Here is a 25,559-nt window from a genome sequence, read left to right as displayed (position 1 = left end):
GACGCGGCAGCGCTCACGCGCCCGCCAGTCGCCGGTGCAGATCCGCGAGCGACAGCGTCGTGCGAAACAACCGCGCGAGGCTGCGGCTCGCATATGCGTCGACGTCGCCGGGCGCGGTCCAGCGATACGCGTCCATCTCGGGAATCGGCGAGCCGTCGCGACGGCTCGGGAACATCGACGTGCACGTGCAGTGCGCGGGATCGATCTCGTCGTCCGTGACCCGCACCGCGAACAGGTGCAGGTCCTTGTCGTGACGATATGCGAAGCGGCCGAGATCGAGCAGCCGCGCCGCCGCGAGTTCGATGCCGGTTTCCTCGCGCAACTCCCGCAGCGCCGCGTCGGCCGGTGACTCGCCGGGCTCGCCCTGCCCCTTCGGGATGTCCCAGTGCGTGGTATCCGTCGCGTGCGCGAGGAACACGCGGCCGGCCCCGTCGAGAATCACGACGCCGCACGATACCGTGCGCCGCGCACCGCTGCGCTTCATTGCTCGCGCGCTCAGCGCTTCTGCAGCTGCCACTTGCCCGCGGCGGTCTTGCAGTAGACGGGCTTGAGCGTCATCGTCTGGCCCTTCGCGGTAATGTCGGTGGCGATTTCGCGGCAGGTCTTGCCGTCGTTCTCGGACGTCGACGGCGTGAGCTTCGCGTCGATCTGCGTGCCGCGGCCGCTGCTCTGCCACGTCGTGGTCTCGCCGTCCTTGCCTTCGTCGCGCACCTGCACGACGGCCTTGGCCAGCGACGCGCGGTCGGTCTTGCTGAAGTAGGTCAGCGGCGTGTCGTTCAGGAAGCCCAGGTTGCTTTGCGCGTGGGCGGGCAGCATCGCGGCTGCGCACGCGGCGCCGGCCAGCACGCGCGTGACGACGGAAAGGGATGCACGCATCGACATGTGTTGTTCTCCTTGGATGTTCGATCGAACGGCGTGGCGCACGGCCGGCGACCCGGCACGCGCCACGCCCGTCAGCCAGCGAGCATAGCATGCGTGCCGCAAGGCCCGTGTTCTAGCGCGCGGCCGACGTGGCCGCCGGTTGATATCCGTCGGTCAGCGTGTTCAGGAACGCGATCACGTCCTTGATCTCGGCCGCGTTCAGCGCGGGGGCGTCGCCGCGCTTGCGGTCGAACGGCGGCTCGCGGTTGATGTTCGGCCAGTAGCGCTTCGGCAGGTCGTCATACACCTGCACCTTGCCGTGCACGACCGGATAGAACTTCTCGGGATGGATGTCGCGCTCGACATAGAAGCGCATCACGTCCTCGAGCGAGTGGTACACGCCGTTGTGGAAGAACGTCTTGCGCAACGCGACGTTGCGCAGCGACGGTGTGCGGAACAGCCCGCAGAATTCGTCGCGGCCCTTCAGGTCAGTGCGCTCGGGGCCGCACGCGCCGAGATCGTGGAAGCGCGGATCGCGATTGACCGGCAGCGCGCGGTTGCGCGGCACCGCGATCGCGATCAGGCCGAAATCGCTGAACTGCGGCGGCCCCCCTTCGAGCGTGCGCTGGCTCACGTGACAGCTCGCGCAGTTGCCCTTCTTCTCGTCGTTGAACAGCTGCAGCCCGTGCAACTCGGCGGGCGTGAGTTGCGCGTGGCCGGCCAGATACGCGTCGTACTTGCTCGTGTACGGATCGAACAATGCCGGTTGCTGCTGGAATGCGTCGAGCGCACGCAGCACCGCTCCGAACGTCGCCTGGTCGTCGCCGAGGACACGATCGCCGAATGCCTTGCGGAACGCCTCGGCATAGGGCGCGGCACGCACCGCCTTCGCGACCCGCGCCGGCGAGCTGCTCATCTCGAATGGCGACGTGAGGGGAATACGCGCCTGCGCATCGCGCGTGTCGACGCGACCGTCCCAGGTCAATCCACCGGTCGGGCCTGCATCGATGCTTTCGTCGCCTTCGTCGGGCGAATCGTGGAAGTGCTCGGTGAATGGCGGAATGCCGCGCACGTACTTCAGCGACGGCACCGCGCGAAAGCCCATGCGATGCATGTCGTCGCCGCCGAGCTGCACCGACAGCGCGTTCGGCGGGCCGAACGCATGCTCGGCGCTATGACACGACGCGCATGCGAGCTTGCCGGAGCCGGACAGCGAGGGATCGAAGAACAACTGCTTGCCGAGCGCCGTCATCTGCTTCACGCCCTCGAATACCTGCGCGCGTGTCTGCGGCTGGCTGGCCGGCGCGACCGCCGGGGTGGCCGGGGCGGCCGGGGCGGCTTGTGCCGCCGACACGACGGAGACCGCCTGCGCGTTCGCACCGGGCCGCGCATCGCAGCCGGCGAGCGGCGCGAGCCCGCCCATCAGCGCGAGCGTCGCCGCGGCGGGGATCAACGATCGCGCGAACGCGAAGGATTTCAGAAGGCTGTGCATCGTCGTTCTTCTTGTAGCGGTGGGCAATCGGCCGGAGCTTATGTCAGTTCCGTGACCGGTGCATGACGTTCGACCGACAGTCAATTGAAAGCGCCCCTACACCCGGCTGTCAAACGGGTTTCAGATAATGCGCGCAGCCGGTTGGTGCCCCGTGGTTCCTGCGCCGGCCCGACGCCAACCCGGTTCCCACACGCGACAAACGACGAAAGAGAGAGAACATCGCATGAAGAAGCACGCCTGGATTCGCTACACGCCGATCGCCCTCGCGGCCGCGCTCAGCCTGACCGCCTGCGGCGGCGACGATGTCACGCAGCAAGGCCTGTCGGCCGTCAAGAACGTCGTCGTGATCTACGCGGAAAACCGCAGCTTCGACAACCTCTACGGCAACTTCCCGGGCGCGAACGGTCTGCAGAACGCAACGACTGCGAACTCTGTTCAGAAGGATCGCGACGGCTCGACGATGGCGACGCTGCCGAAGGTCTGGGGTGGCCTGACCGCAACCGGCATCACGCCCGCGGTCACCGAAGCGATGACGGCGAACCTGCCGAACGCACCGTTCGCGATCGACGATCCCAACGGCTTCAACCAGTCGATGAGCATCGCGACGCGCGACATCGTGCACCGCTTCTACCAGGACCAGATGCAGATCGACGGCGGCAAGAACGACATGTATGCCGCATGGACCGATGCGGGCGGCCTGACGATGGGCCACTACACGCCGGATCCGTCGAAGCTGCCGCTGTGGAAGATCGCGCAGCAATACGTGCTGGCCGACAACTTCTTCATGGGCGCGTTCGGCGGCTCGTTCCTGAACCACCAGTACCTGATCTGCGCGTGCGCGCCGTTCTATGCGAACGCCGACAAGAGTCCGGCGGCCGGCAAGATCGCAGTCCTGAACGCCGACGGCAAGTCGCTCGCAGTCGCCTCGAACTCGCCGGCCTCGGCGCTGAGCGGCCCGCCGAAGTTCGTCAACGACGGCGCACTGACGCCGGACTTCTACGGTGTCAACACGATGCAGCCGGCGTACCAGCCGAGCGGTAACAAGGCCGCCACGGGCGGCGACCCGCTGCTCGCCGACCCGGCCAATCCTTCGACGATGCCGCCGCAGACGGCGACCAACATCGGCGACCTGATGACCAACGCAAACGTGTCGTGGGCATGGTATAGCGGCGCATGGGGCCAGGCGCTGCAGGCGAGCCAGAACGGCACGTCGAACGTGATCTACGGCGCCGACCTCTCGACGCCGAACTTCCAGCCGCACCATCAGCCGTTCAACTACTACGCGAACCAGGCACCGGGCACCGCGAGCCGCACGCAGCACCTGCTCGACGGCGGCGCGAACGGCGCGGACTTCATCAAGGCGATCGACGCGGGCACGCTGCCGCAAGTCACGTTCTACAAGCCGCAGGGCAACCTGAACGAGCACCCGGGGTACACGGACGTCACCTCAGGCGATCAGCACATCGCGGACGTGATCGCGCACCTGCAGGCCAGCCCGCAGTGGAAGAACATGGTCGTGGTCGTCACGTACGACGAAAACGGTGGCTTCTGGGATCACGCCGCGCCGCCGAGCGGCGATCGCTGGGGCCCCGGCACCCGCATTCCGGCGCTGATCGTGTCGCCGTTCGCGAAGAAGGGTTTCGTGGACCATACGCAGTACGACACGGGTTCGATCCTGCGCTTCATCACGCGTCGCTTCTCGCTGCCGCGCCTCGCGGGCCTGCAGCAGCGCGACGACGCGCTGAAGGCGAACGGCGCGCAGCCGATGGGCGACCTGACGAACGCGCTCGCGCTGTCGCCGAACCTGTAACGGCATCGCGGCGAACGGGCCGGCCGCGGTGCCGGCCCGGACGCACGAAGGGCGGCCCCGCGGGGCCGCCCTTTTTTCATGCGCGCGCGGTGCCGCGCGGCCGCGTCACCAGCCGTACTTCAGCTCGATCCCAGCGTAGTCCGCGTTGTGCCCGCCCGCCTGCCGGATCGCGTCGCCGACCTGGAAGTGCACGGCCTCGACCGCGCCGATCAGGTTCGCGGCGATCGTCCAGTCCGCACGCAGCTGCACGTACATCCCCGTCCACAGGCCGCCCTTGCCTGCCGTGCCGGGCACCGCGACGTTCGGCTGCTGATAGACGGCGTCGCCGGTGGTCTCGCGCCACTGGAAGCCGAGCGCACCGAGCAGCGACAGGTTCGGCGACGGCTTCAGCGTCACCGACGGCTTCACGTGGATCAGGTTCGAGTAGCCCGTGTAGCCGGCCAGCGTGAAGTAATAACCGTTCGGAAAGAGCGGGTTGAAGGTGCCGACGCGGCCATCGTGCGGATGCCGGTCACCCGATGCCGCATCGACCTGCAGCGCGATGCGCGGCGACCACGGCGCATCGAGCTTGTAGCCGGCGATCGAGCCGACGGCCCACGCACCGATCGTGTTGTTACCGACCGTCCCCGTCTGCAGCATCGTCTCGAGATCCCAGTCGAAGCGGCCCTGCGTGCCGGTGTAGCGCAAGTCCCATACGTCACGATGCTCGGGGCCGCTCGCATCGAGGAAACGTGCGTTGCTGCGGTTGTAGCGCGACCAGTAGCCGGACAGATCCCCCGGCCCGACCGACTGCCGCTCGAAGCGCACGCCGCTGAACGTGAGGTCGCGGTTCGACACGTCATCGAACGCGGACACCGTGCGGTTCTGCACGGGCTGCGTCGCATACCCGATGAAGCGCCACTTCTGATATTCGTAGTCGGCCCACACTGCATCGAACGCCTGCCTCACGTTCGGGCCGTCGCGCGTGGCAATGAAGCGCTGCAGGTCGAACGCCATTTCCTGCCGGCCGACGCGGAACTTGAACGTGCCACCGCCGAGCGCGCCCGTGTAGGTCGCGAATGCCTGTTCGAGATCGAGCGGGTTCCTGTCGACCGGCGAGATCGTGTTCTTGCCGAATGCGCGGTCGTCCTGCAACTGCACGAAGAACTGCCAGTGCTGGCCCAGATGCGCATCGGCATGCACTTCGACGCGCTGGATCAGGTACGTATCCGATTGCGCGGAGCCGATCCCGAACAGCGGCGCGTCGTTGGTCTCCAGCCGCTCGCGCAGGTTCACGCCGAGCGACAGATAGGAGGCCGGATCATTGCCGAGCGGAATGTATTTGAGCCCGTCGAGCGGCGCGCGCGGCACGCACGGATTCGCCAGCACCGACCAGTCTTCCTGCCAGCGGTTGAACAGCACCGTCGGCCGCTTCGCCGTGCATGTCGAAGCGGTTGCGTCACCGGGTGTCGATGTCGACGTGGAAGTCGACGTGGATGTCGCCGCCGTTTCCGCGAACGCCGCGTCGGCGGCCGCGAACAGCAGGCCCGCGACGATGGACAAGCGCGCGGCCTGCTCGAAGCGGCGGCCGTGGCGCCTCCCTTGACTCCCCCGCTCCCGCGCGATCATGCGCGCTCCTGCGTGGCCGGTCCGGCCGCTTGCGCCGCATACAGTGCGAGCATCGCAAGCACGCCGACGGGTACGAGCAGCGCCAGGAATCCGACATGGCGGAACCCGAGCGCACCGGCCGCCGCGCCGAGCGCGAACGCAACGATCGCCGGCAGCATCTTGCCGAAGCGCGCCCGCGCCGCCGCGCGCGCGGTGTCTGCGGTGCCGGCCGACAGCAGGTCGACGACATCGAGGATCGCCTGCGTCACGTTGCCCGTCATCACCGTATTCGGCACGCCGCCCGCACGCGGAATCACGCGCGGATGCGCGTTCTGCACCCCCATCGCGAACGTACCGACAATGCCGGCCACGAGTGCCGGCAACGCGTCGGGCTGCGTGACGGGCGTCGCCCACACGCCGGCCGCGCAGAAGCCGAGCAGCAGCACGGCCTGCACCGCGTGCAGCGCGCGCACACCCTGCCAGGCGGGCCGCCCGGACATCGACCGCGCGATCAGGCTGCTCGCGATCACGCCGCACACGAACGCGGGAAACACGCTGAGCTTCAGCACGACGCCCTGGCCGAAGCCCGCGATGCCCGCGCCGATCAGCACGAAGTTGCCGGTCACGTGTGCGGTGAACAGCCCGAATAGCGCGACGAAGCTCAGCGTATCGACGAAGCCGGCCACCGCGGCAAGGAGCGTGTCTTCGTGCTTCATCGCGCGGCGCTCGCATGGATCTCGGCGACATAGCCGCCCGGGAACTGCACGAGTGCAGCGTCGCGCCCATCCGCCGTGAACGGCGGCACGAGCACGGTCGCGCCCGCGGCTTCGGCCTTCTTCAGCGTCGCGGCGAGATCGGGCACGTCGTAGCCGGTCATCTCGCGCCCGAACGGGTAAGGCAGATGGCCGTCGGTCACGAGCACGGTCATCTTGCCGAAGCCCGACTCGATGCGGATGCGGCGGTACGTGTCGTTCGGCCGGCCGATCTCGATGCCCGGCGCCTGCAGGTTGTCCGACACCACCTTGCCCTTCGAGAACCTGACGAAGTCGTGCACGAACTTGCGTACGCTTTGCGGCGACACGTAGACGCGGTTCTCGGGGATCGTCTGCAACGCGTCGTAGTTCGGCGCCTGCGTATGCCAGTAGAGCTGCATCTTCACGCCGCCCGCCCACGCAATGACCGCATCGCGGCCGATGGGATCCGGGAACGTGTCGACGATCACGTCGGCGCCATGCTCGCGCGCCGACTTCACCGCGACATCCATGTCCGTGACGAGATAGCCGGCGCGCTCCGCGCAGAACGGATACGGGATTGGCGTCTTGAAGCCGAACACCGAGATCGTGCCGACGGGCGTCAACACGAGCTGCGACATCGTCTGGCTTGGCGTCGGCGTGACATGGAACACGCCCTGCTTCGACTTCTTGCCGCCGAACGTCGCGACCAAGCTGTCGGTGAAGCGGTCGAAGTCTTCCGGTGCCACGCACACGTGCGTCGTATCGTACTGCGGACCGACGGCAACCGTGGGCGCGACGGCGGGCGGCACGGGCGGTTTCGCGAACGCGGCAGGCGCGGCGACGAGGCCGCCGGCAAGCGCAAGCGCCAGCAACGCGGAACGAAGGATTTTCATGACGGGTGTCCTTGTTGTTTCATCAAATGGTGCAGCGGCTCGGGCGATCCCGGTCACCCGAGGCCGTCGCCGGCCGGTTGCCGAGCATCGGCGATGCACGGTCGCGAGCACGAGTGCCGCGATCAGCCCAAGATGCTCGAAAAAGCTGTTGAGCGCCATGAAATGTTCGGCGCCCGAGCGGTTCCAGAAATCGTTCGCCACGAACATCGCGACGAAGCGGCCCGCGGTGATCGCCACTGCGGTCGCAGACGGGTTTGCGCGGTCGAGCGTCGTGAACCTTCCGTCGTGAAGGATCAGATCCCGTTGGGACTCGGTTGCGCTCGTCAATATGTCCTCGATGCAATCAGAAACCGAGCCAGTGACGGACCGGTGCGACGGCCGCCACGCCGATCAGCATGCCGGCCAGCCCGACCAGCGCGATCAACGGTGGTGCGGGCGAGCGCACCTTGATCACGCTGTACACGACGCCGACCAGCACGCCCGCGCCCAATGAAGCCAGATACGATTCCATACGCGCTTCCCGACTGAATTAGAATGTGCCGCATTGCCGCCCGGGCGCGGTGCGCCGGCTGCACGAACCGTTGCCGCCCCGTCCGCTTCACTTCGCCGCCACGCTCTCCACCCATGCAACATCTTCCCGATCTCGAAGCCTGGGCCATCTTCGCGCGCGTCGCCGAGACCGGTTCGTTCGCCAAGGCCGCCGACCTGCTCGGCATCTCGCAACCGACCGTGTCGAAAGCGATCGCACGCCTCGAAAAGCGCCTCGGCGCGATGCTGCTGTACCGCACGTCGCGCAAGCTGTCGCTCACGCCGACCGGCGAGCTGCTGCGCGATCGCGCGATCCGGCTGCTCGCCGACGCCGAGCTGATCGAGGGCGAGGCATCCGCGCACGCGCTCGAACCGCACGGCCTCGTGCGCGTGAACGCGCCGATGTCGTTCGGGCTGCGCCACCTGGCGCCGGTACTGCCCGCGTTTCTCGAACGCTACCCGCGCGTCGACATCGACCTCGTGCTGACCGACCACTTCGTCGACATCGTGTCGGGCGGTTTCGACGTCGCGATCCGGATCGCCGAGCTGAACGATTCCTCGCTGCGGGCGCGTCGTCTCTGCGCGGTGCGCCGGCCGCTCGTCGCATCGCCTGCGTATCTCGACCGGCATGGCCGGCCGACCCATCCGAGCGAACTCGACCAGCACGTGTGCCTGACCTACACGAACATCCCGACGCCCGACTACTGGCGCTTTCGCCACGCCGCGTCGAACGACGAAATCGGCATACCCGTGCGCGGCCGCATCCGCACCAACAACGCCGACGTCATTGGCCCCGCGCTGCTTGCAGGCCACGGTCTCGCGCTGCAGCCGACGTTCCTGGTGTGGGATGCGCTGCAAAGCGGCGAGCTCGAGGAAGTCATGCACGACTGGAAAATCGCCGACATCAACGTCAATCTCGTCACGCCACCCGGCATGCTGCGTGCCGCGCGCGTGACGGCATTGCTCGACTTCCTCGTCGAACATCTGTCGCACGCGCCGTGGGCTCTGCCGCCCGTCTGAACGGGCGGCCCGCACCCGTTACTTCGCCGGCACGGCAGGGATCGACTCGTGCGGCGTCGCGGTGCGCTGCGCGGCCTTGTGGACCATCGTGTACGCGTAGTCGACGCCCATGCCGTACGCACCCGAATGCTCCTTCGCGATCGCCATCACGGCGTCATACGTCTCGCGGCGTGCCCAGTCGCGCTGCCACTCGAGCGCGACCTGCTGCCAGGTGACGGGCACGACGCCGGCCTGGATCATCCGCTGCATCGCGAAGTCGTGCGCGTCCTTCGACGTGCCGCCCGATGCATCGGCCACCATGTAGATCTCGTAGTCGCCTTCGAGCATCGCGCAGAGCGCGAACGTCGTATTGCAGACTTCCGTCCACAGGCCCGAGACGACCACCTTCTTGCGACCATTCGCGGCCAGCGCATCGCGCACCTTCTGATCGTCCCACGAGTTCATCGACGTGCGTTCGAGCGTCTTCTGGTTCGGGAACACGTCGAGCAGTTCGGGATAGGTGTAACCCGAGAAGCTGTCGCTTTCGACGGTCGTGATCGTGGTCGGGATGTTGAATGCCTTCGCGGCCTTGGCGAGCCCGACGACGTTGTTCTTCAACGTCTGGCGATCGATCGACTGCACGCCGAATGCCATCTGCGGCTGCTGGTCGATGAAGATCAACTGGCTGTTCTGGGGGGTGAGGACTTCAAGCTTCGGGTTGCGCATGGCGCGAATCATCCTTTGAACAGGAATCGTGGGAGGCTTGCCTCGATCGGAAACCGAGAGGAGCCGGCTGTGCGTTACCCCGGATCTGCGTCTTCCGGTTGCAGGCATTTAATCGGAAAAGCCGCGGCTCGAACATCCAAGAAATGGAATCGATCGAATTCCGAAAGAAGGGGCTCATCAAGGGCTATCCGCCCTTTTGTTCCACACGTAAACCCGATACGCTTCCAGCACGTTGAAGGCGCGCCCTTCGCCCCCCGATCAGCCTATCACGAGCGATTTTCATCATGAAGCCGTATTTTCTGTCGCTGTTCGCAGGCATCCTCGCCGGTGTCATCTACGGCGCGCTCGGCGTGAATTCTCCGGCGCCGCCGATCATCGCGCTCCTCGGCCTGCTCGGCATGCTGGCCGGCGAGCAGATCCTGCCGCTCGCGCGCCGGATGCTGTCCGGCTACCGGCTGAATACCGCGTGGCGCGATGCGCAATGCAGCCAGCACATGTTCGGCGCGCTGCCGGGCGGCGCCGCGAACGACCGCAAACCGTCGTGATGCAAGGCTCATGACCAACGTCGAACTGTTTCATTACCTGCTGCTGTTGATCTGCGGCGCCGGCGCGCTAACGTGGCTCGCGGAGCGGATCTCGATTCCACCGGCCGTCGTGCTGCTGCTCGGCGGCTGCGTGGTGGCCGTCGCCGGCAAGCGCGTGCCCGACATGGACCCGGCGCTGCTGCTTGCGGCCGTGTTGCCGCCGCTGCTGATGTCGAGCGGCTTCTATACGGCATGGAAGGAATTCCGGCACGAGCTCGGATCGATCGCGTCGCTCGCGCTCGGTGCGGTGGCGTTCACGACGGTTGCGGTCGCGCTCGCCGTGCATGCGGCCAATCCGGCGCTGCCGTGGGCCGCGTGTTTCACGCTCGGCGCGATCGTGTCGCCGCCCGACGCCGTCGCCGCGAAGGCGATCCTGCAGCGCCATCCGCTACCCGCCCGGCTCGTCGCGGTGCTCGAAGGCGAAAGCCTCGTCAACGATGCGTCGGGCCTGCTGCTGTATCAGATGGCCGTGTCGGCCGCGCTCGCCGTCACCATCACGACCGCGAGCGCCACTGGCCTGTTCTTCTCGCTCACGCTGATCGGCATCGCGGTCGGTCTCGCATGCGGTCATGCGATGTGCTGGGTGTTGCAGCGCCTGCGCGAGCCGATGCTCGGCATCGTCGTGACCTTCGCGATGGCGTGGGGCAGCTACGGGATCGCGGAGGCCGTGCACGGCTCGGGGGTGCTGTCGGTCGTGACCTGCGGCCTCGTGCTCGGCGTGCGCCAACATCGCGTGTTCGACGCCGACATGCGGATCAAGGCGAAGGCGACCTGGGAAGCGATCGTCTTCGTGCTCGACGCGCTCGTGTTCATCCTGATCGGCCTCGCGCTGCACGCGATCCTCGCGCGCGTGAACCACGAAGGCGCGGTGCTGATGGCCGGCCTGCGCGTCGCGCTGCCGGCGACGGCCGCCGCGATCGCCGCGCGCGTCGTGTGGGTGTTCGTCGCGATGTGGCTGCCGGGCCGCCTGCGCACGCCGCGCGCGGGCCACGCGCCGTGGTCGTGGCGTGAAGCCGTCGTGCTTGGCTGGTCCGGCATGCGCGGGGTCGTGAGCCTCGCGGCCGCGATCGCGCTGCCGAACGACTTCCCCGGGCGCGACCTGATCCTGTTCAGCACGTTCCTGCTGATCATCGCGACGCTGGTGGTGCAAGGCGGCACGCTCGCGCCGCTGATCCGCGTGCTGAAGCTGCGCCCGGCCGCGCGGCACACGATGTCCGAGCATGCGGCGCGCGCGTATACGTTCGGGGCGGCGCTCGCCGAACTCGATGCTCGCGAACAGCGCGGCCCGGGCCTCGAACGTGCATCGCTCGACCGGCTGCTGACCGAATACCGCAGCCGCGTCGCGTTCAACGAGCACGCGCACCGCGACGGCGCGCAACCGGCGGACGTACGCGCGCGAATGCTGCGCGTCGAGCTCGAGCTGGTCGGCGTGTCGCGCGACGCGCTGCTCGACCTGCATCGCGACGGCCGGGTCGACGACGCGGTGCTGCACCGCATAGAATCCGAGCTGGATTTCGAGGAACTGCGACTGCAGCGCCTGCTCGAACCGTGACGCCCGGCCATGCCTGGCCGGCCCGTCTCCCCTTTCCCCACATGGAATTGCAATGAGCGAACTGTCCGTCGAAGCGAGCATCGGCTCCGTCGATTACCTGGTCCATTTCACCGACGGCGTGCATCAGTGGCGCGCCGACGAACCCGTGTCGCTCGGCGGCGGCGACACCGCACCGACACCCGTCGCGCTGCTGCTGTCGAGCCTCGGCGCCTGCACCGCGATCACCCTGAAGATGTACGCGCAACGCAAGGGCTGGCCGCTCGCCGAAGTCCACGTGAAGCTCGCCCACGAAGCGGGCAGCGCGGGCAGCACGATCATGCGCCGCATCACGCTCGACGGCGACCTGACCGACGAGCAGCGCGAGCGCCTGCTGCAGATCGCGAACGCGTGCCCGGTGCACAAGATCCTCACGCACCCGATCACGATCGATACGGCCATCGCCTGACTCACCGAAACCGGGAGACCCACCATGTCCGCATCGATCAAGACCCTGCTCACGCCGCGCGAGAGCGACATCGGCAACCTCGTCGTGCGGCGCGTGCTGCCCGCGCGCGCCGCGCGCCTCGTCGGTCCGTTCATCTTCTTCGACGAAATGGGGCCGGCCGTGCTGCCGGCCGGCAGCGGGATCGACGTGTTGCCGCATCCGCACATCGGCCTCGCGACCGTCACCTACCTGTTCGACGGCACGCTGATGCATCACGACAGCCTCGGCTTCCGGCAAAAGATCGTGCCCGGCGACGTGAACTGGATGACGGCCGGGCGCGGCATCGTCCACTCGGAGCGCTCGCCCGACGAGGACCGCCCGCATGAACAGCCCGTGCACGGGATCCAGACCTGGGTCGCGCTGCCGGTCGAGCACGAGGACACGGCGCCCGCGTTCGTGCATCACGCGGCCGACACGCTGCCGTCGTTCACGCGCGACGGCGCGAGCGTGCGCGTGATCGCGGGCACTGCATTCGGGCTCACGTCGCCCGTCGCCGTGTTCTCGCCGACGCTGTATGCGTATGCGGAATTCGCCGCGGGCGGGCAACTCGCGCTCGATGCCGAACACGACGAGCGCGGCGTGTATCTCGTCGACGGCGACCTCACGATCGACGGCACGCCGCTCGCAGCCGCGACGATGGCCGTGCTCGAACCCGGCGCGAACGTCGCGCTCGCCAGCGGGAACGGCGCGCGCGTCATGCTGCTCGGCGGTGCGCACCTGCCGGGCGAGCGGTTCATCGAATGGAATTTCGTGTCGAGCGAGCGCGCGAAAATCGAGGCGGCCCGCAACGCGTGGGCCGAGCAGACCTTCGGCAAGGTGCCCGGTGAGGAAAACGAGTGGACGCGCCAGCCGGCGCGCCGCGCGCAGTAGGCCGGCAGCAGTCGGCTCATCGATGCGACGCGGCCGGCATTCACGTCGGCCGCGTCGCGTTTACCGCTTCAATCCCATCAGCTTCGCCAGCACCGGCCAGCGGTCGAGCGATTCGACGAACGCGCGCCGCGCCTGCTCGTCGACGTAGCGTGCCGGGTCCAGCGCGGGCAAGTGCCGCGCGAGGCCGAGCACGTCGTTCGGTTGCGACAGGCGATCGTCGTCGCCTTCGCCGATATTTACTGTTCGTCGATCCATACGCCGTCCGGGGTCTTGACCGCATAGCCGGCGCTCGTCTGTATCGTCACCGTGCCTTCGTTCTCGCCGACCATCCGCGTGCGCGGCAGGTCGGCAGCGTATTGCGCGAGCGTCGCGCCCGGCTTGAACGGGCTGTTCGACACGAGGTTCGACAGCAGCTGCGCGAGCGCGAGAAAGCTCGTCGGCTGATCGATCACGGTCGTCGTGCCGTGATTGCCGGCGAAACCGACGAGCCGCACGCCGACCGGCCCGTGAACGATGCGCGGCGTCGGAATCTCGCGCAGGCCCGCAACCTGGTTCTTGTCGCCGCGCAGCGCGGCGCCGTGCTCGGGCACGAACACGATCACCGCGCGCCGGCCCGATTGCGCGATCAGGTCGGCGAGCCGGTCGAAGTCGTTCATCAGCTTGGTCGCGCGCTGCGGATACGAATCGATGCTGGTCAGCGCGCTACCCGCCACGCGGTTGCCGTCGTGCAGGCTGATCGTGTTGTAGTACAGCGCGACCGGGCCCGGCACCGACGCGCGCTGCGCGTACCAGTTCGCGAGCGTGCCGTAATCGTCCTTGATAGGCGAACCGTCGAACGCATGCATCGCGACCGGGGCGGCGGCGTTCGAGATCATCGGCGCGTCGGGCACGCCGATATTGTCGTGAATGACCTGCAGGAAGTTGTCGAAGTGGCCGTCGTGGTTCAGCAGCGACTGCACCGTGTAGCCGGCGGACGCGAGCTGCGAGAACAGATAGCACTGCTGGGGGGCGGCCTTGTAGAGGTCCGCATGCGCTTCCTGCCCGCAGCTTGCGCGCAGCACGCGGATCGCGGCCGGGCCGCTGTAGCTCGCGGCCGTGCTGAAGTTGTTGAACAGGTAGTCGAAGTGACTCAGCATCGGGTGGTTGCGCACCTTCGCGGCGTCGAGGTCATCCCACGACAGCGAGCAGATATGCAGCACGATCACGTCGAACTGCGCGGCCGAGTCGTTGCCGAGATGACCGAACGCGACCTGGCGCTGAGATTCCTGCGCGCGGAACGTCGCGAGCGCCGCGTTGTGATCCTCGGGCTGGCCGGCGCGCGCGCCCGTCGCATCGGCCTGCTGCGGAAGCGGCGCGACGACGCGCGCCATCAGCCCGTTGCCGGCCTGCCAGAGCGGCATCACGATCAGCGCGGCCAGCACGAAGGTCGCGACACGCACCCAGCGGTTGACGACGAAATAGACGATCAGCACGCCCGCGACCGTCAGCACCAGCACCGGCGGCAACAGGCGCGGCAGCAGCTCCATCCAGTAGTCGAGGCGGAACGTGGCGACCTCGCGCGCGGCTTCGGCGAGGCGTGCGAGCGGCGGCGCATGCATTTCGCGCGCGAGAAGCGGCACCGCGATCGCGATCGCGACGAGCTGTCGCACGATGCGCCACGCGCGCCGCCGGATCGGCGCGCTCACCGCGAGCGCCAGCGCGAACGCGAGGTTCGCGAGCCACAGCGGCTGCAGGTGGCCGGTCGCGAACAGCGCGAACTTCAGGATGAAATACAGATTCCAGAACGTCATCTAAACCACTCCGTGATGGGCGCCGCGTCAGTCGCGCGCCCGATCGAGCTTCGGCGCCAGCATCGACTGCACGCCGCGCGCCGCGCCCTTCCACATTCGTACGTAACCGTCCAGGCCCACGCGCAGCACTTCCTTCAGCCCGCGCAGCGGCGTGTCCGTACGCGCGCCCGCGTGCCAGTCGAGCCACGCGTCCGCGCGGCCGAACGTGCACTGCACGAGCTGGCGCTCCTGCTCGAGCGTCAGCGCCTCGAAGCTCACGCCGACATGCGTCGGCGTCACGCGGCTCACGCGCACCGGGAACGGGAACGGCCGGTCGCCACGCGACACGCACACCGTCAGCGTGTCGCCGACCGCGAGCGGCAGCCCCGGCACCGCTTCGAGGCCGAGCCCGCCGGTCGAGTAGTCGCTGGTGAAACAGGCGGCCGTCGACCCGTCGGCGAGCAGCAACGTCGCCGGCACACGCATCGCGATCCGGTGCGTGACGCGCACCTGCTTGGTCTCGCGCGCGACGGCCAGCGCGGCGCCGAGCATCGCGAGGTTGTAGACGGTCCAGCCGAGCGTGATCAGGATCGTCGACGCCTCGTCGCCCTGGTCGGCCACGAGCCGCCACACGCCGGCCACGATCGCGAGCACGTTCAGCGCGAACAGCACGAGGTACGGCTTCGACGTCGACCAGTCGACGTAGCCTTCGTCGATCTTGCCGCCCTTGTCGGTCACGTTGAACTTGCCGTGCTTCGGGCTGAAGAACGCGACGGTGGTCGGCAGCGCGATGTACCACGCGAGCACGGATTCGTAGACTTCGGCCCAGAACGAGTGGCGATAGCGCCCCTGCATCCGCGAGTTGGCGACGTTCGCGAGCACCAGGTACGGGATCACGTAGCTCGCGAGCGCGATCGACGACGCATTGATGAAGTACAGGTGGAAGAACAGGTATGCGAGCGGGATCGTCAGGAACACGAGCCGCGGGATCCCGTAGAAGAAATGCAGCATCGCATTGCCGTAGCAGATCCGCTGGATGAGGCCGAGCCCGCGCCCGAGGAACGGATTGTCGATGCGGAAGATCTGCGCCATCCCGCGCGCCCAGCGCGTACGCTGCTTCACGTGGCCCGCGAGGCTCTCGGTCGCGAGGCCGGCCGCCTGCACGGTCGGCAAGTATGCCGACGTGTAGCCGCGGCGATGCAGCTTGAGCGCGGTGTGCGCGTCCTCGGTCACGGTCTCGACGGCGACGCCACCCACCTCCTCCAGCGCGCTGCGCTTGAGCACTGCGCACGATCCGCAGAAGAACGTCGCGTTCCACAGGTCGTTGCCCGACTGCACGAGCCCGTAGAACAGGTTGCCCTCGTTCGGGATCTCGCGGAACGTGCCGAGGTTGCGCTCGAACGGATCGGGCGAGAAGAAATGGTGCGGCGTCTGCACCAGCGCGCACTTCGGATCGCGCAGGAACACGCCCATCGTGGTCTGCAGGAACGAGCGCGTCGGCACGTGATCGCAGTCGAAGATCGCGATGTATTCGCCGTGCGTCTTCGGCAGCGCGCGGTTGATGTTGCCGGCCTTCGCGTGGCGATTGTCGTCGCGCGTCAGGTAGCCGATTCCCGCTTCCCGCGCGAACGCCTCGAACTCGGGGCGGCGGCCGTCGTCGAGCAGGTAGACACGCAGCTTGGCCGTCGGCCAGTCGATGCTCTGCGACGCGAACACGGTCGGCTTCACGACCGACAGCGGCTCATTGTAGGTCGGGATATAGATGTCGACGCTCGGCCAGCTGTCGGGATCGTCGGGCAACGGCACGATCGGCCGATCGAGCGGCCATGCGGTCTGTATGAAGCCGAGCAGCAGGATCATCCACGTGTAGGCTTCGGCACCGTACAACAGGTAGCCGGCGAACGCCTCGACGGGGCTGCGGAAATCGAGTGTCTGGGTCGTGCGCCACCACACATAGCGGACCGTGGCGAGCAGCGCGAGCGACGCGAGCGCGAGGGTCGGCAGATGGCCCGGCAGGCGGCGCAGCGCCAGCGCCAGCACCGCGACGATCGCGAAAAACGCGAACTGCGCGCCGGGCATCAGCGGCGACATCCCGGCCGCGGCCCACATCAGCGCACCGGCAATCAGCAGCAGCGGCGCAAGCCAGCGGTGCTGGCCGACGCCGTGCGCGCGCGCGTCGAGCCAGCCGCCCCAGCGCGCCCACGGCAGGCGCCCGAGGAGCGCGTCGAGGCGGGCGCCGAGCGCGCGCGCCGCGACGTAGACCGGCACGACGAACGTGTCGAACCATGCGAGCGGATCGCGCGCGGGCCGCTCGTCGGCCGCGCGCGGCGCGCGCACGATCGCGCGCCACAGCCATTCGCGCGGGCTCAGCGGCTGCAGCACGCCCCACTCCTGCGCGAGCCGCAGGAAGACGACGCGCGCCCGGCGGCCCACGGGATCGGCCCGGCCGGGCGGCGGCGCATGGAAGAACAGCCGCACGAGCCAGTCGAGCAGTGTGCGCTGGGCCGGCAGCCCGATCCCGCGCGCGCACCAGTTGGTCGCACGCCGAGTCGCGGCGCGCCAGCGCGACACGAACGCGGCCTTCATCGCCGCGCTCCCGTGCGGCCGGCCGCGGCTGCCACGAGCCACGTGTCGACCCAGTTCGCGACGCCGTTCAGGTCGTGCGACGCCTGCGAATACGGCGCGTCGTCGAAGATCCAGGTGCCGCGCGCAAGCGTCTCGGGCACGGCCGCATCGACGTGAATCCGCTGTTCGAGCATCGACGCGGTCCCCGCGACCGCGCGCAGCATCGCGAGTGCATCGCGCTGCATGTCGCGCGCCGGGTTCAGCCGGTTCACGACGATCTGCAGGTCGCCGCCGCCGGCCCGCAACGCATCGAGGCGCGCGGCGACCGTCGCGCACGCGGCCGGTTCGGGCGGCACGACGACGAGCGTCAGGTCGGCACGGCGAATCGCCTGCTCGGCCTGCGGCGACGGGTAGCGCGCGGTGTCGACCAGCACGACACCGTCGGCCGGCAGCGCGATCTCGTCGAGCGCGCGCGACAGCCAGGCCGGATCGGCCGCGAGCCGCGCATCGCAGGCGGCGGCGCCCGCCGCGTCGACCTGCCCGTACGGCACGAACAGCACGCCATCGGCATTGCGCCACGTATGCGCGTGCCACGGCGCGGCGTCGCCCGCGTCACCGAGCAGGCTGTGCGCGAGCCCGTGCTCGGCCAGCGTATCGAGACCGAGCGTCGCGCCCATCAGGTTCTGCGCGTCGAACTCGACCGCGACGACGGGCCGGCCGCGGCGCGCGAGCAGCACCGCGAGCGCACCCGCGAGCGTCGTGCGGCCCGCGCCGCCGGTCGTCGACGTGACGGCGATCGTCTTCATGGCGCGGCCTCGTCGGTACGGCCGGCTTCGGGCAACAGACGCCCGCGCAGCGCGACCGGCACGAGTTCGCACGGCACCGCGTCGCGCCGGTGCAGCCCGCGCGGCGCATGAAAGCCGCGGCCGAGGCCCAGGTGCTGCGCGATGATCCACACCGGCACCGCGATCGCGATGCCGACAACGAATCCGATGACGAGTTCGGCGATCATGCGCCCTCCGGCTTGCGCAGCGGCATCGCACTGCGGGTGGCGCCGCGCGTGCGCGCGACGGGAAATTCGGCGGACGGTGCCCGCGCATCGGCGGCCGGCGTTGCGTCGTCGGCGTGCGGCGGCGCATCGGCATGCTCGTCGACCGTCCCGGCCGCTGCGACTTCGGCGTCCGGTTCAGCGGGCGTCGCGACACCCCCCGCGCGTTCGATCGGCGCGCGCGCCGCACCGGCCGGCTTCACCGTCGCGAACAGGTCGCTGTAGTCGGCGATCGGCGCGCGCCGGTTCTCGGTCTTCAGCGCATCGAGCTCGGTGTCGATGCTGCCCTGCCCGAGACACACGACGCGATCGGACAGCGTATCGACCGGTACGTCGAAGATCCGTGCGAGCGCGTCATCGGCATCGGCCGGCTCGCACGCGAACAGGAACACGTACAGGTGTCCGGCATCGGCGGTCACGACATCGCCCGCGCGGCGCGGCCGGCAGTGCCGCAGCGCATCGACGTGCGACACGCCGGGCAGCAGCGCGATCTTCGCGAGCGTATGCGGCAACGCGAGCACGGCGCCGCGATCGAGCACGGCGCGAATTCGCAGGCAGAAGGCGCCGACCGGCAGGTAGCCCAGCACCGAATCGCCGAGCGCGGCCGCGAGCGCCGCACGATAGTCGGCCGCGACGGGCCGCGCATAGAGCTGCCCGCGCAGCGCGCTCACGGCCGCGTGCATCCGCGACACCGGCAGGTCGCGCGCGACGACGCGGTTCGCGCCGACGCTCAGCACGAGCATCTCGAACTGCTGGCGCAGCACCTCGCCGCGTTCGACGACGGCGATCTTCAATGCGCCGCCGGATTGCCGGCGCAGCGTGTGAACGGCCGCGCACAGCGCCTCGAGCTGCGCGTGCGTGCGGAACGCCAGAACCGCGGTCGCGGCCTGCGCATGCGCACAGGCGGCGACGACCGCCGCGTTGTCGTCGACGATTTCCCAGCCGGCGGGTACGCGACTCGCTTCGTCGAGCGCCGCGCGGCTGACGACGACGCGATCCTCGTCGATCGCGAGCTTCATCCGGCGCGACGGCTCGGCGGCGGCGCCGTCGACGATCGCCGCGAGCCGACCGCTCGGCGCGAAACGCAGCGGCCGCACTTCACCGGCCGCGAGCGTGTCGCCGGCACGCCAGAAATCGACGACCCACAGCAGCTCGCCATGCGTGCGCTGCAGTTGCGAGACGCCCGAGCACACCGCGTGAAAGCCGCTGCGCGGCGCGCGATTCGCATCGCGCACGAGCGGCGGATCGTCGGTATCCGGGTCCGCGCCGGTGCGCACGATCTCGGGATCGACCAGCAGCACCAGCGCGATCCGGTGCGTGCGGCACCAGTCGGCGAGCGCATGTGCCTCTTCCGCGAGCGCCGCCGGATCGTCCCAGCTGAACCAGCGCTGCGCGCCTTCGATGAAATACAGCGAGCGCGCACGAAAGCCGTAGCGCTTCATCGCGCGCAAGCCGCCGGTGAGCCGTGCGAACGGAGCGGGCGCCGCACGGCGCGGCGCACCCGGTTCGCGCGCGGCATCGCCGCCGGCCGGCTCATGCGCGGGCGGCATCGCCAGCACGTTCAGGTTACGCGGCCAGCCGGCCGGCTGCGCGCCGCCCGCGAAACCGCGCGACGCCATCTGCGCGGCAACGCGCGCCGCGTCGCGCGACAGCACGACCGTCACGTCGCGCGTGCGCGACTGCCGCGCGCTTTCCCACACCAGCGCGTCGCACGCCGGCGTGCCGGCAGCGGCATAGATCGTGTACAGGCCGCCCGCTTCCAGCTGCGTCCACGCATCGGGCAGCCCGTCGATCGCGAGCCGGCTCAGCGGGCCGGTGCGGCCGCCGGGCCGCCCGGTGCGCAGCAGCGCGCGCAGGCGGCCCAGCAGGCCGGCGGCGCCGAGCGCGGGACGGGTTGCATCCATTTCCGTATTCACGCGCTTCCCCTAGTAATCCGAATAAAGCCGCACCGGCGTCGGCGTGACGAGCCAGCTGCGCTCCGCGCGTGCGTCGAATGCATAGCGCAGGTACACGAGCGCCGAACTTGGCGCATAGTCGTGCGACCGGTCGACGTGCAGTTGCGCGCCGACGCTCAGGTGCGGATTCACGCGATATTCGACGATGCCGTTCACGCCGTACGAGAACGACACGCCGCGTGTCGAACTGCCCGCGTAGACGAACCCCGCCGCCTCCTGCGCGGCGCGCTGGTTCGCGAAGGTCGGGTAGAACAGCGAATCCTTTTCGTAGCTGTTCGAGATCCCGCCCGTGACGGTCAGGTCCCACGACAGCGCGTCGCGCCGCCCTGCCCATTCGATCGGCACGCCGAGCGACAGGTAACGCTGCGGGCTGTAATAGCCGCCCTGTCCGTAGGTGTAGTAACGCAGGTTCTGCGCGTAGTGCCACGCATTGCCGACGAGCCCCGTGCTCACCTTCATCGTCGCGCGCTCGTATACGGGCACCGTGAAGCCCGAGCGCAGCGTCACTTCCGCGTTGCGCTCGACGTTGCGGCCGGACAGCACGCCCGCGCCGAGTTCGGCGAACAGGTTCACGCGGCCGACGTCGACCGACCCGCGCAGGTTCACGCCATCGCGACGCACGCCGCCCCATACCGCGCCCGACCACGGGTCGCGCATCCCCGCGTACGACAGCACGCTGCTCGTTTCCGGCCGGCGCGACGCGTTCACGCTGAAGCTCGCCGGCCCCGCGTCGAAGCGATAGCGCACGCCGCCGACCAGGTAATGCACCGGGAAGCCGAGCGGCGACGTGCCGAGATCGACGCGCCATGCATCCGTGCGATAGCCGGCGCCGAGCGCGACGCCCGTCATCGACTGATGCAACGCACCCGGCGGGTTCGCGATCAACACATCGGCCGGCCGGGTCAGATGGAACGGCGGCGGCAGCCCGTTCAGCGCCTTGAGCGCCGCGTAAGTCCCGAAGGTCTTCAGCGAATACGCGTTCGGGTCGCTCGTATCGAGCGTGCCGGCGTCCAGATGCACGGTGTCGAGTTGCAGGAACGCATGCCCGTCGTAGCGCACCGGCAGCTGCATGTAGATCGGCACCTGCTGCGCGCGGTACGCGGAAATCCCCTCGTCGCCCGACTTGTACGCGGGCAGCCAGCCCATCTCGATCTCGGGATCGCGCCGCTGTGCGAGATCCGCGAATGCGGCCTGCGCGGGCGTGCGGCCGTCGCGGCCCGGGCTCACGCCGCTCGTGCGCTCCTGCGACAGCGACAGCCGGTACAGCGATGCGGCATCGTCGTAGCGACCCTGCGCCTCGGCCACGCGCCCCGCCGCGACCGTCACGTCGGCACGCGCCGGGTACGCGGCCTGCAGCGGGTCGATCACCTGCGCGGCTTCGTCCGCGCGGCGCAGCGCGTTCAGGCGGCGCACGACCGACAGCCGCGTGTCGACGTCGTCGTCCGGCGTGCGCGCGAGCACGGCCTGCACGCGTGCGAGCGCGGCCGCGCGGTGGCCGCCGTCCTCGTCGATGCGCGCGAGCGCGAGCTGCGTATCGGCATCGTCCGGCGTGCGCGCGACGACCGGCGCAAGCGCGTCGCGTGCCGCGTCGTAATGGCCCTGCGCGCGTTCGAGGTCGGCCAGTTCAAGTGCGTAGCGCTTGTCCGCGCGTCCCGCCGGACTCGCCTGATCGAGCAGCGTGCGGGCGCGCGCGTAGTCGCGTTGCGCGATCGCGTTGTCCGTCCGCCGCAGAACGAGCCGCAGCGACTGGTCCTCGATCCGCGCGGTCTGTGCCGGCGTCAGCGCCGGCTCGCGGCGCAGCGCGTCGAGCCACGCGGCGAGCGCGTCGTCGCGCCCCGCGCTGCCGAGCAGGTCGCCGTAGCGTAGCCGCACGTCGGGATCGGCCTCGTGCGGATGCGCGGCGATCCAGTCGCGCAGCGGCGCGAGGCCGCGCTCGGGTTCGCCCGCGTCGATCCACTGCGCGCCGATCGCGGCCAGCATGTCGGGATCGTCCGGCGCGCTCGCCTGCGCATGTGCGAGCGACGCGGCGAAGGCCGCACGATCGCCACGACCGAGCGCGCCGCGCGCGCCGGCCAGCGAACTTTCCGCGTCGAGCTTGCGCGCGAGCGCACGCATGCCGTCCGAGCGTTGCGCGTCATCGACGCCCGCAAGCGCGGCCTGGGCGCCCGCGATGTCGTCGAGCGAGTTGCGATACAGCGCGGTCGCATAGCGCATCTCGGGCGTGCCGCTTTGCGCGAGCCCGTCGTCCATCACCGTGCGGCCGAGCTGCGGCAGCCCCATGTCGCGATACAACCGGGCGAGCGCGAAACGCGTCCACGGCGCATCGGGCGCCGCGCGCACCGCCGCTTCGTAGCGTTGCGCGGCTGGCCCGCGTTCGCCCTTGTCCGCAAGCGCGCGGGCCTCGCTCGCGAGCAGGTCGGCGCGCAAGCCGTCGAGCGCGCGGCGGTCGTCGCGGCCCGTCACGCGGCTCTGCAGCGCGTCGAGCAGCGGGCCGATGCGATCGGCGCGGCCGGTGTTCTCGTACAGCGTCGCCGTGCCGCGCACCGCCGACAGATTCGGCGAACGTGCGGCGAGCAACTCGCGCAGCAACGGCTCCGCGCGCGCCCAGTCGCGCTGCGCGAGCAGCGCATCGGCAAGCTGCAGCTTCGCGTCCGGGCTGTCGGGCTGCATCGCGAGCGCGGCGCGCGCCGCGCGCTCGGCATCCTGCGGCCGTCCGGCCGACGCCGCCGCGCGCCCCTGCGCGATCAGCCCCCAGAACTGCGCGGTGCGTGCGAGGCTCTGCCACTTGCCGCGCTGGTCGGTCGACAGCGCCGCGGCACGCGTAAACAGCGCGCGCGCTTCGTCGTGCCGGCCTTCGCGCAGACGCAGCAGGCCGAGCCCGCCGACCGCATCGGCGTCGCCCGCGCGCGCCTGCGCGGCGCGCGCGAGCAGCGGATCGGCGCCGGCCAGGTCGCCGCGCGCGAGCGCCTGCAAGCCACGCTGTTGCGCGATGTAGCCCGGATCGCGCTCAAGCAGCCGCTGCGCGTCGCGCTGCCGGTCGAGTGCGGCGACGCGATCGCGGAATTCGGTGTCGTCCGGCACGAGCGCGAGATATGCATGCAATGCGTCGAGATAGGCGGGATCGGTGCCGGCGGACTGCAGCACGCGCCGCCACACGGCCATCGCTTCCGTATGATCGGCGTCGCCCCGCTTCGCGAGCGACCACGCGATGCGGTTGGCCTCCGCACGCGTGTCGTCGCGCTGGTTCAGGAGCCGCGCGAGCGCCAGCGCCGCGCTCGAATCCTGTGGGTCGGCCGCGACCGCGCGGCGCAGCGCGGCGATCGCCGGTTCGCGGCCGCCCGGCGCGTTCGCGACGATCTGGTAGTACTCGGCGCCCAGCGCACCAGACGGCGCACCGTTCGGAAACAGCGCGACGATCCGCCGGGCCGCCTCGTCGGCGCGGCCGCTGCGCGCGAGCAGGCGGATCTGCGCCATCTCGCCGCGGCCGCTCGTCGCGACGCGGTATTCGTCGGCCGCGCGGCGCGTGTCGGGCGCCGCGGGCGCGCGCGCCTGCAGGCGCGCCAGCGTGGCCTGCGCACCTTGCGCGTCGCCGAGCCGCAGCAGCACGCGCACCTGTTCCGCGAGCAGTTCGGGATTGTCCGGCGCGATCAGGAGCCCCTTGCGCAGTGCGTCCCGCGCGAGGTCGTCGCGATGCTTGGCGCCCCACATGCGGGCGGTCGCGAGCTGAAGCCGCGCATCGGACGCAGCGGTCGAAGCCGGCGCCGACGCGGCTTTCGGCGCGACGGGTTTCGTCGCCGCGACGGCAACGGCGGCCGGCACCCCCGCAGAGACCGACGACGCGAGCCACGCAAGCCCCGCGACACGCCGCGCGGTGGACTTCATCGGCCTGCGCATGACGGGCCCTCCCAGCGCGCATCGAGCGACCCGTCCGCGCCGAACCGGTAGCGGCCATCGCGCCATCCGAGGCCGAACAGCGTCAGCACGCTCGTGTAGTAGCCGGGCGCCGACTGGCGCGCAAGCGCGTCGACACGGGCCACCTGTGCATCGGCGAGCGCATGCTGGCCGCGCGCGTCGAGGAACGGCACGGCCGCCGCCGAGAAGCCGCCATTGCCGTCGTTCGGCCCCGCGACGCCGGTTGTCGTGTCGACCTTCTCCGGCGGCGCGCCATGCGCGGCGATGTGATCGGCGAACGGCGCGAAGCGCGCGAGCAGCGGTGCCGCGAGCGGATCGGCGCGATCGAGCATGCCGGCCCACAAATACACGCGAATCGCGTTGTAGGCGCTTTCCGCGTGGGTCTGCGGATCGGGCGCGAAGCCGGCACCGGCGCGATACAACGCCCAGTCCGGCGCAAAGCCCTTCGGCGCGGTGTCGAGCAGCACGCGGCCGGTGCTGGCCGCGAGCGCGGACCAGCGGCGATCGTCCGGCAGGCGCGCGGCGAGCCCGCGGATCACCTGCGGCGGCGAATAGCTCGGGTTCACGCGCCATCGACCGTCGGCCAGCCTGAAGCCGGTCGGCCCGGGCAACAGCGTGAGGCCGAGGCCCGGCACGCTGGCCGTCTCGTCGTCGAGCACGCGCTTCGCGAGCAGCGCGCCGCGCGCGGTGTAGCTGCGCTCGTGCCACAGCCGTCCGGCTTCGACGAGCGTGTACGCGATCCACAGGTCGGCATCCGACGCCGCGTTCGCGTCGAGCACGCGCCACGCGCCGTCCGGCGCGCGGCCCCACAGCCACGCCGGCAGACGGGCGCTCAGGTCGCCCTGTGCAAGGTTGTTCTCGGTCCATGCGAGGATCGTGTCGAACGTGTGCCGGTCGTTCGCGACGAGCGCGAAGAACAGTCCATACGCCTGCCCCTCCGATACCGTGCGCGAATCCGCCGAGCCGACGTCGATCACCCGGCCGTCGGCCGACACGAAATCGCGCTTGAACGCGTCCCAGCGCGGCCACACCGCGCCGCACCGCACGTCGGCCGCGCCGCTTTGCGCGGCCTGCGCGCGCCCGGCGCCGCCGGTCGCCGCGCACGCTGCCGCGACGGCCATCACGAGCGTCGTGCCGACCCGCCGCGCCGGCTGCGTTGCCCGTCGCCTTGCGAATGCCCACGCCATCCG

The 25,559-nt window shown here is 69.8% G+C and carries 22 protein-coding genes; 6 read left to right on the top strand and 16 right to left on the bottom strand.

The genetic code is table 11. The features are described from left to right. Window positions 1–13: 13 nt before the first annotated feature. The 3 genes from ACT2FV_RS23665 to ACT2FV_RS23655 form a co-directional block, all read right to left on the bottom strand. A complete protein-coding gene (locus ACT2FV_RS23665; protein WP_444504922.1) occupies window positions 14–484 on the bottom strand; it encodes an NUDIX hydrolase in 471 nt (156 codons plus the stop codon). Window positions 485–495: 11 nt separating this feature from the next. Then, window positions 496–882 carry a hypothetical protein gene (locus ACT2FV_RS23660; RefSeq protein WP_059606483.1) on the bottom strand — a complete coding sequence of 129 codons (387 nt, stop codon included), beginning with the start codon at window positions 880–882 and terminating at the stop codon, window positions 496–498. Between the two features lie 112 nt (window positions 883–994). Continuing rightward, window positions 995–2,353, bottom strand: a complete 1,359-nt coding sequence (locus ACT2FV_RS23655) for a cytochrome-c peroxidase (RefSeq protein WP_444504921.1) — start codon at window positions 2,351–2,353, stop codon at window positions 995–997. Window positions 2,354–2,576: 223 nt separating this feature from the next. Here ACT2FV_RS23655 and ACT2FV_RS23650 point away from each other — a divergent pair, with 223 nt between their 5' ends. Continuing rightward, complete coding sequence (locus tag ACT2FV_RS23650; protein ID WP_444504920.1) at window positions 2,577–4,163, top strand: acid phosphatase; 1,587 nt, start codon at window positions 2,577–2,579, stop codon at window positions 4,161–4,163. A 105-nt stretch (window positions 4,164–4,268) separates the two neighbouring features. On the opposite strand, the gene ACT2FV_RS23645 is transcribed toward ACT2FV_RS23650, so the two are convergent. From ACT2FV_RS23645 to ACT2FV_RS23630, 4 genes are all read right to left on the bottom strand, one after another. Next, entirely contained in the window at window positions 4,269–5,771 is a 1,503-nt protein-coding gene (locus tag ACT2FV_RS23645; protein ID WP_444504919.1) for an alginate export family protein, read from the bottom strand. Next, a complete protein-coding gene (locus ACT2FV_RS23640) occupies window positions 5,768–6,466 on the bottom strand; it encodes a YoaK family protein (RefSeq protein WP_444504918.1) in 699 nt (232 codons plus the stop codon). The genes ACT2FV_RS23645 and ACT2FV_RS23640 overlap by 4 nt, the downstream gene beginning before the upstream one ends. Then, the gene (locus ACT2FV_RS23635) at window positions 6,463–7,377 is read right to left on the bottom strand and encodes a glyoxalase (RefSeq protein WP_444504917.1); all 915 of its coding nucleotides are present in this window, start codon (window positions 7,375–7,377) and stop codon (window positions 6,463–6,465) included. Before ACT2FV_RS23635 ends, ACT2FV_RS23640 begins: the two co-directional genes overlap by 4 nt. 343 nt (window positions 7,378–7,720) lie before the next feature. Then, on the bottom strand, window positions 7,721–7,888 hold the full coding sequence (locus ACT2FV_RS23630) for a DUF1427 family protein (protein ID WP_059467730.1): 168 nt from the start codon (window positions 7,886–7,888) through the stop codon (window positions 7,721–7,723). A gap of 113 nt (window positions 7,889–8,001) precedes the next feature. On the opposite strand from ACT2FV_RS23630, the gene ACT2FV_RS23625 reads away from it, so the two are divergent. Next, window positions 8,002–8,925, top strand: coding sequence for a LysR family transcriptional regulator (locus tag ACT2FV_RS23625; protein ID WP_124903674.1), 924 nt, complete (start codon window positions 8,002–8,004; stop codon window positions 8,923–8,925). Between the two features lie 18 nt (window positions 8,926–8,943). Here ACT2FV_RS23625 and ACT2FV_RS23620 read toward each other — a convergent pair whose 3' ends face one another. Next, window positions 8,944–9,630, bottom strand: coding sequence for a hydrolase (locus tag ACT2FV_RS23620; protein WP_059606600.1), 687 nt, complete (start codon window positions 9,628–9,630; stop codon window positions 8,944–8,946). 284 nt (window positions 9,631–9,914) lie between these two features. Here ACT2FV_RS23620 and ACT2FV_RS23615 point away from each other — a divergent pair, with 284 nt between their 5' ends. From ACT2FV_RS23615 to ACT2FV_RS23600, 4 genes are read left to right on the top strand one after another with little or no spacing between them, the layout of a single operon-like run. Next, the gene (locus ACT2FV_RS23615; protein ID WP_059508791.1) at window positions 9,915–10,175 is read left to right on the top strand and encodes a DUF1427 family protein; all 261 of its coding nucleotides are present in this window, start codon (window positions 9,915–9,917) and stop codon (window positions 10,173–10,175) included. Between the two features lie 10 nt (window positions 10,176–10,185). Continuing rightward, a complete protein-coding gene (locus ACT2FV_RS23610; RefSeq protein ID WP_444504916.1) occupies window positions 10,186–11,766 on the top strand; it encodes a Na+/H+ antiporter in 1,581 nt (526 codons plus the stop codon). Window positions 11,767–11,818: 52 nt separating this feature from the next. Continuing rightward, complete coding sequence (locus ACT2FV_RS23605; protein ID WP_124626580.1) at window positions 11,819–12,211, top strand: OsmC family protein; 393 nt, start codon at window positions 11,819–11,821, stop codon at window positions 12,209–12,211. Between the two features lie 24 nt (window positions 12,212–12,235). After that, window positions 12,236–13,120 carry a pirin family protein gene (locus ACT2FV_RS23600; protein ID WP_059606463.1) on the top strand — a complete coding sequence of 295 codons (885 nt, stop codon included), beginning with the start codon at window positions 12,236–12,238 and terminating at the stop codon, window positions 13,118–13,120. Between the two features lie 60 nt (window positions 13,121–13,180). Here the strand turns inward: ACT2FV_RS23600 and ACT2FV_RS23595 are convergent, their stop codons facing one another. From ACT2FV_RS23595 to bcsZ, 8 genes are read right to left on the bottom strand one after another with little or no spacing between them, the layout of a single operon-like run. After that, window positions 13,181–13,375 carry a hypothetical protein gene (locus tag ACT2FV_RS23595; RefSeq protein WP_059691215.1) on the bottom strand — a complete coding sequence of 65 codons (195 nt, stop codon included), beginning with the start codon at window positions 13,373–13,375 and terminating at the stop codon, window positions 13,181–13,183. After that, window positions 13,357–14,910 carry a cellulose biosynthesis protein BcsG gene (gene bcsG, locus ACT2FV_RS23590; protein ID WP_151052264.1) on the bottom strand — a complete coding sequence of 518 codons (1,554 nt, stop codon included), beginning with the start codon at window positions 14,908–14,910 and terminating at the stop codon, window positions 13,357–13,359. The genes ACT2FV_RS23595 and bcsG overlap by 19 nt, the downstream gene beginning before the upstream one ends. 27 nt (window positions 14,911–14,937) lie before the next feature. Then, window positions 14,938–17,475: a UDP-forming cellulose synthase catalytic subunit gene (bcsA, locus tag ACT2FV_RS23585; RefSeq protein WP_444504915.1), complete on the bottom strand. Its 2,538-nt coding sequence runs from the start codon at window positions 17,473–17,475 to the stop codon at window positions 14,938–14,940. Then, window positions 17,472–18,260: a cellulose biosynthesis protein BcsQ gene (bcsQ, locus tag ACT2FV_RS23580; protein WP_444504914.1), complete on the bottom strand. Its 789-nt coding sequence runs from the start codon at window positions 18,258–18,260 to the stop codon at window positions 17,472–17,474. The genes bcsA and bcsQ overlap by 4 nt, the downstream gene beginning before the upstream one ends. Beyond that, window positions 18,257–18,466, bottom strand: a complete 210-nt coding sequence (locus ACT2FV_RS23575; RefSeq protein ID WP_059606456.1) for a hypothetical protein — start codon at window positions 18,464–18,466, stop codon at window positions 18,257–18,259. The genes bcsQ and ACT2FV_RS23575 overlap by 4 nt, the downstream gene beginning before the upstream one ends. Next, window positions 18,463–20,418, bottom strand: coding sequence for a cellulose biosynthesis protein BcsE (gene bcsE, locus ACT2FV_RS23570; protein ID WP_444504913.1), 1,956 nt, complete (start codon window positions 20,416–20,418; stop codon window positions 18,463–18,465). The genes ACT2FV_RS23575 and bcsE overlap by 4 nt, the downstream gene beginning before the upstream one ends. A gap of 9 nt (window positions 20,419–20,427) precedes the next feature. Beyond that, window positions 20,428–24,351: a cellulose synthase subunit BcsC-related outer membrane protein gene (locus tag ACT2FV_RS23565; RefSeq protein ID WP_444504912.1), complete on the bottom strand. Its 3,924-nt coding sequence runs from the start codon at window positions 24,349–24,351 to the stop codon at window positions 20,428–20,430. Further along, window positions 24,336–25,556: a cellulose synthase complex periplasmic endoglucanase BcsZ gene (gene bcsZ, locus ACT2FV_RS23560; protein WP_444504911.1), complete on the bottom strand. Its 1,221-nt coding sequence runs from the start codon at window positions 25,554–25,556 to the stop codon at window positions 24,336–24,338. Before bcsZ ends, ACT2FV_RS23565 begins: the two co-directional genes overlap by 16 nt. Between the last annotated feature and the right edge of the window lie 3 nt (window positions 25,557–25,559).

The organism is Burkholderia sp. PR2 (assembly GCF_052372875.1).
Lineage (GTDB): Bacteria > Pseudomonadota > Gammaproteobacteria > Burkholderiales > Burkholderiaceae > Burkholderia > Burkholderia diffusa.
This window is presented reverse-complemented; position numbering and strand designations above follow the sequence as displayed.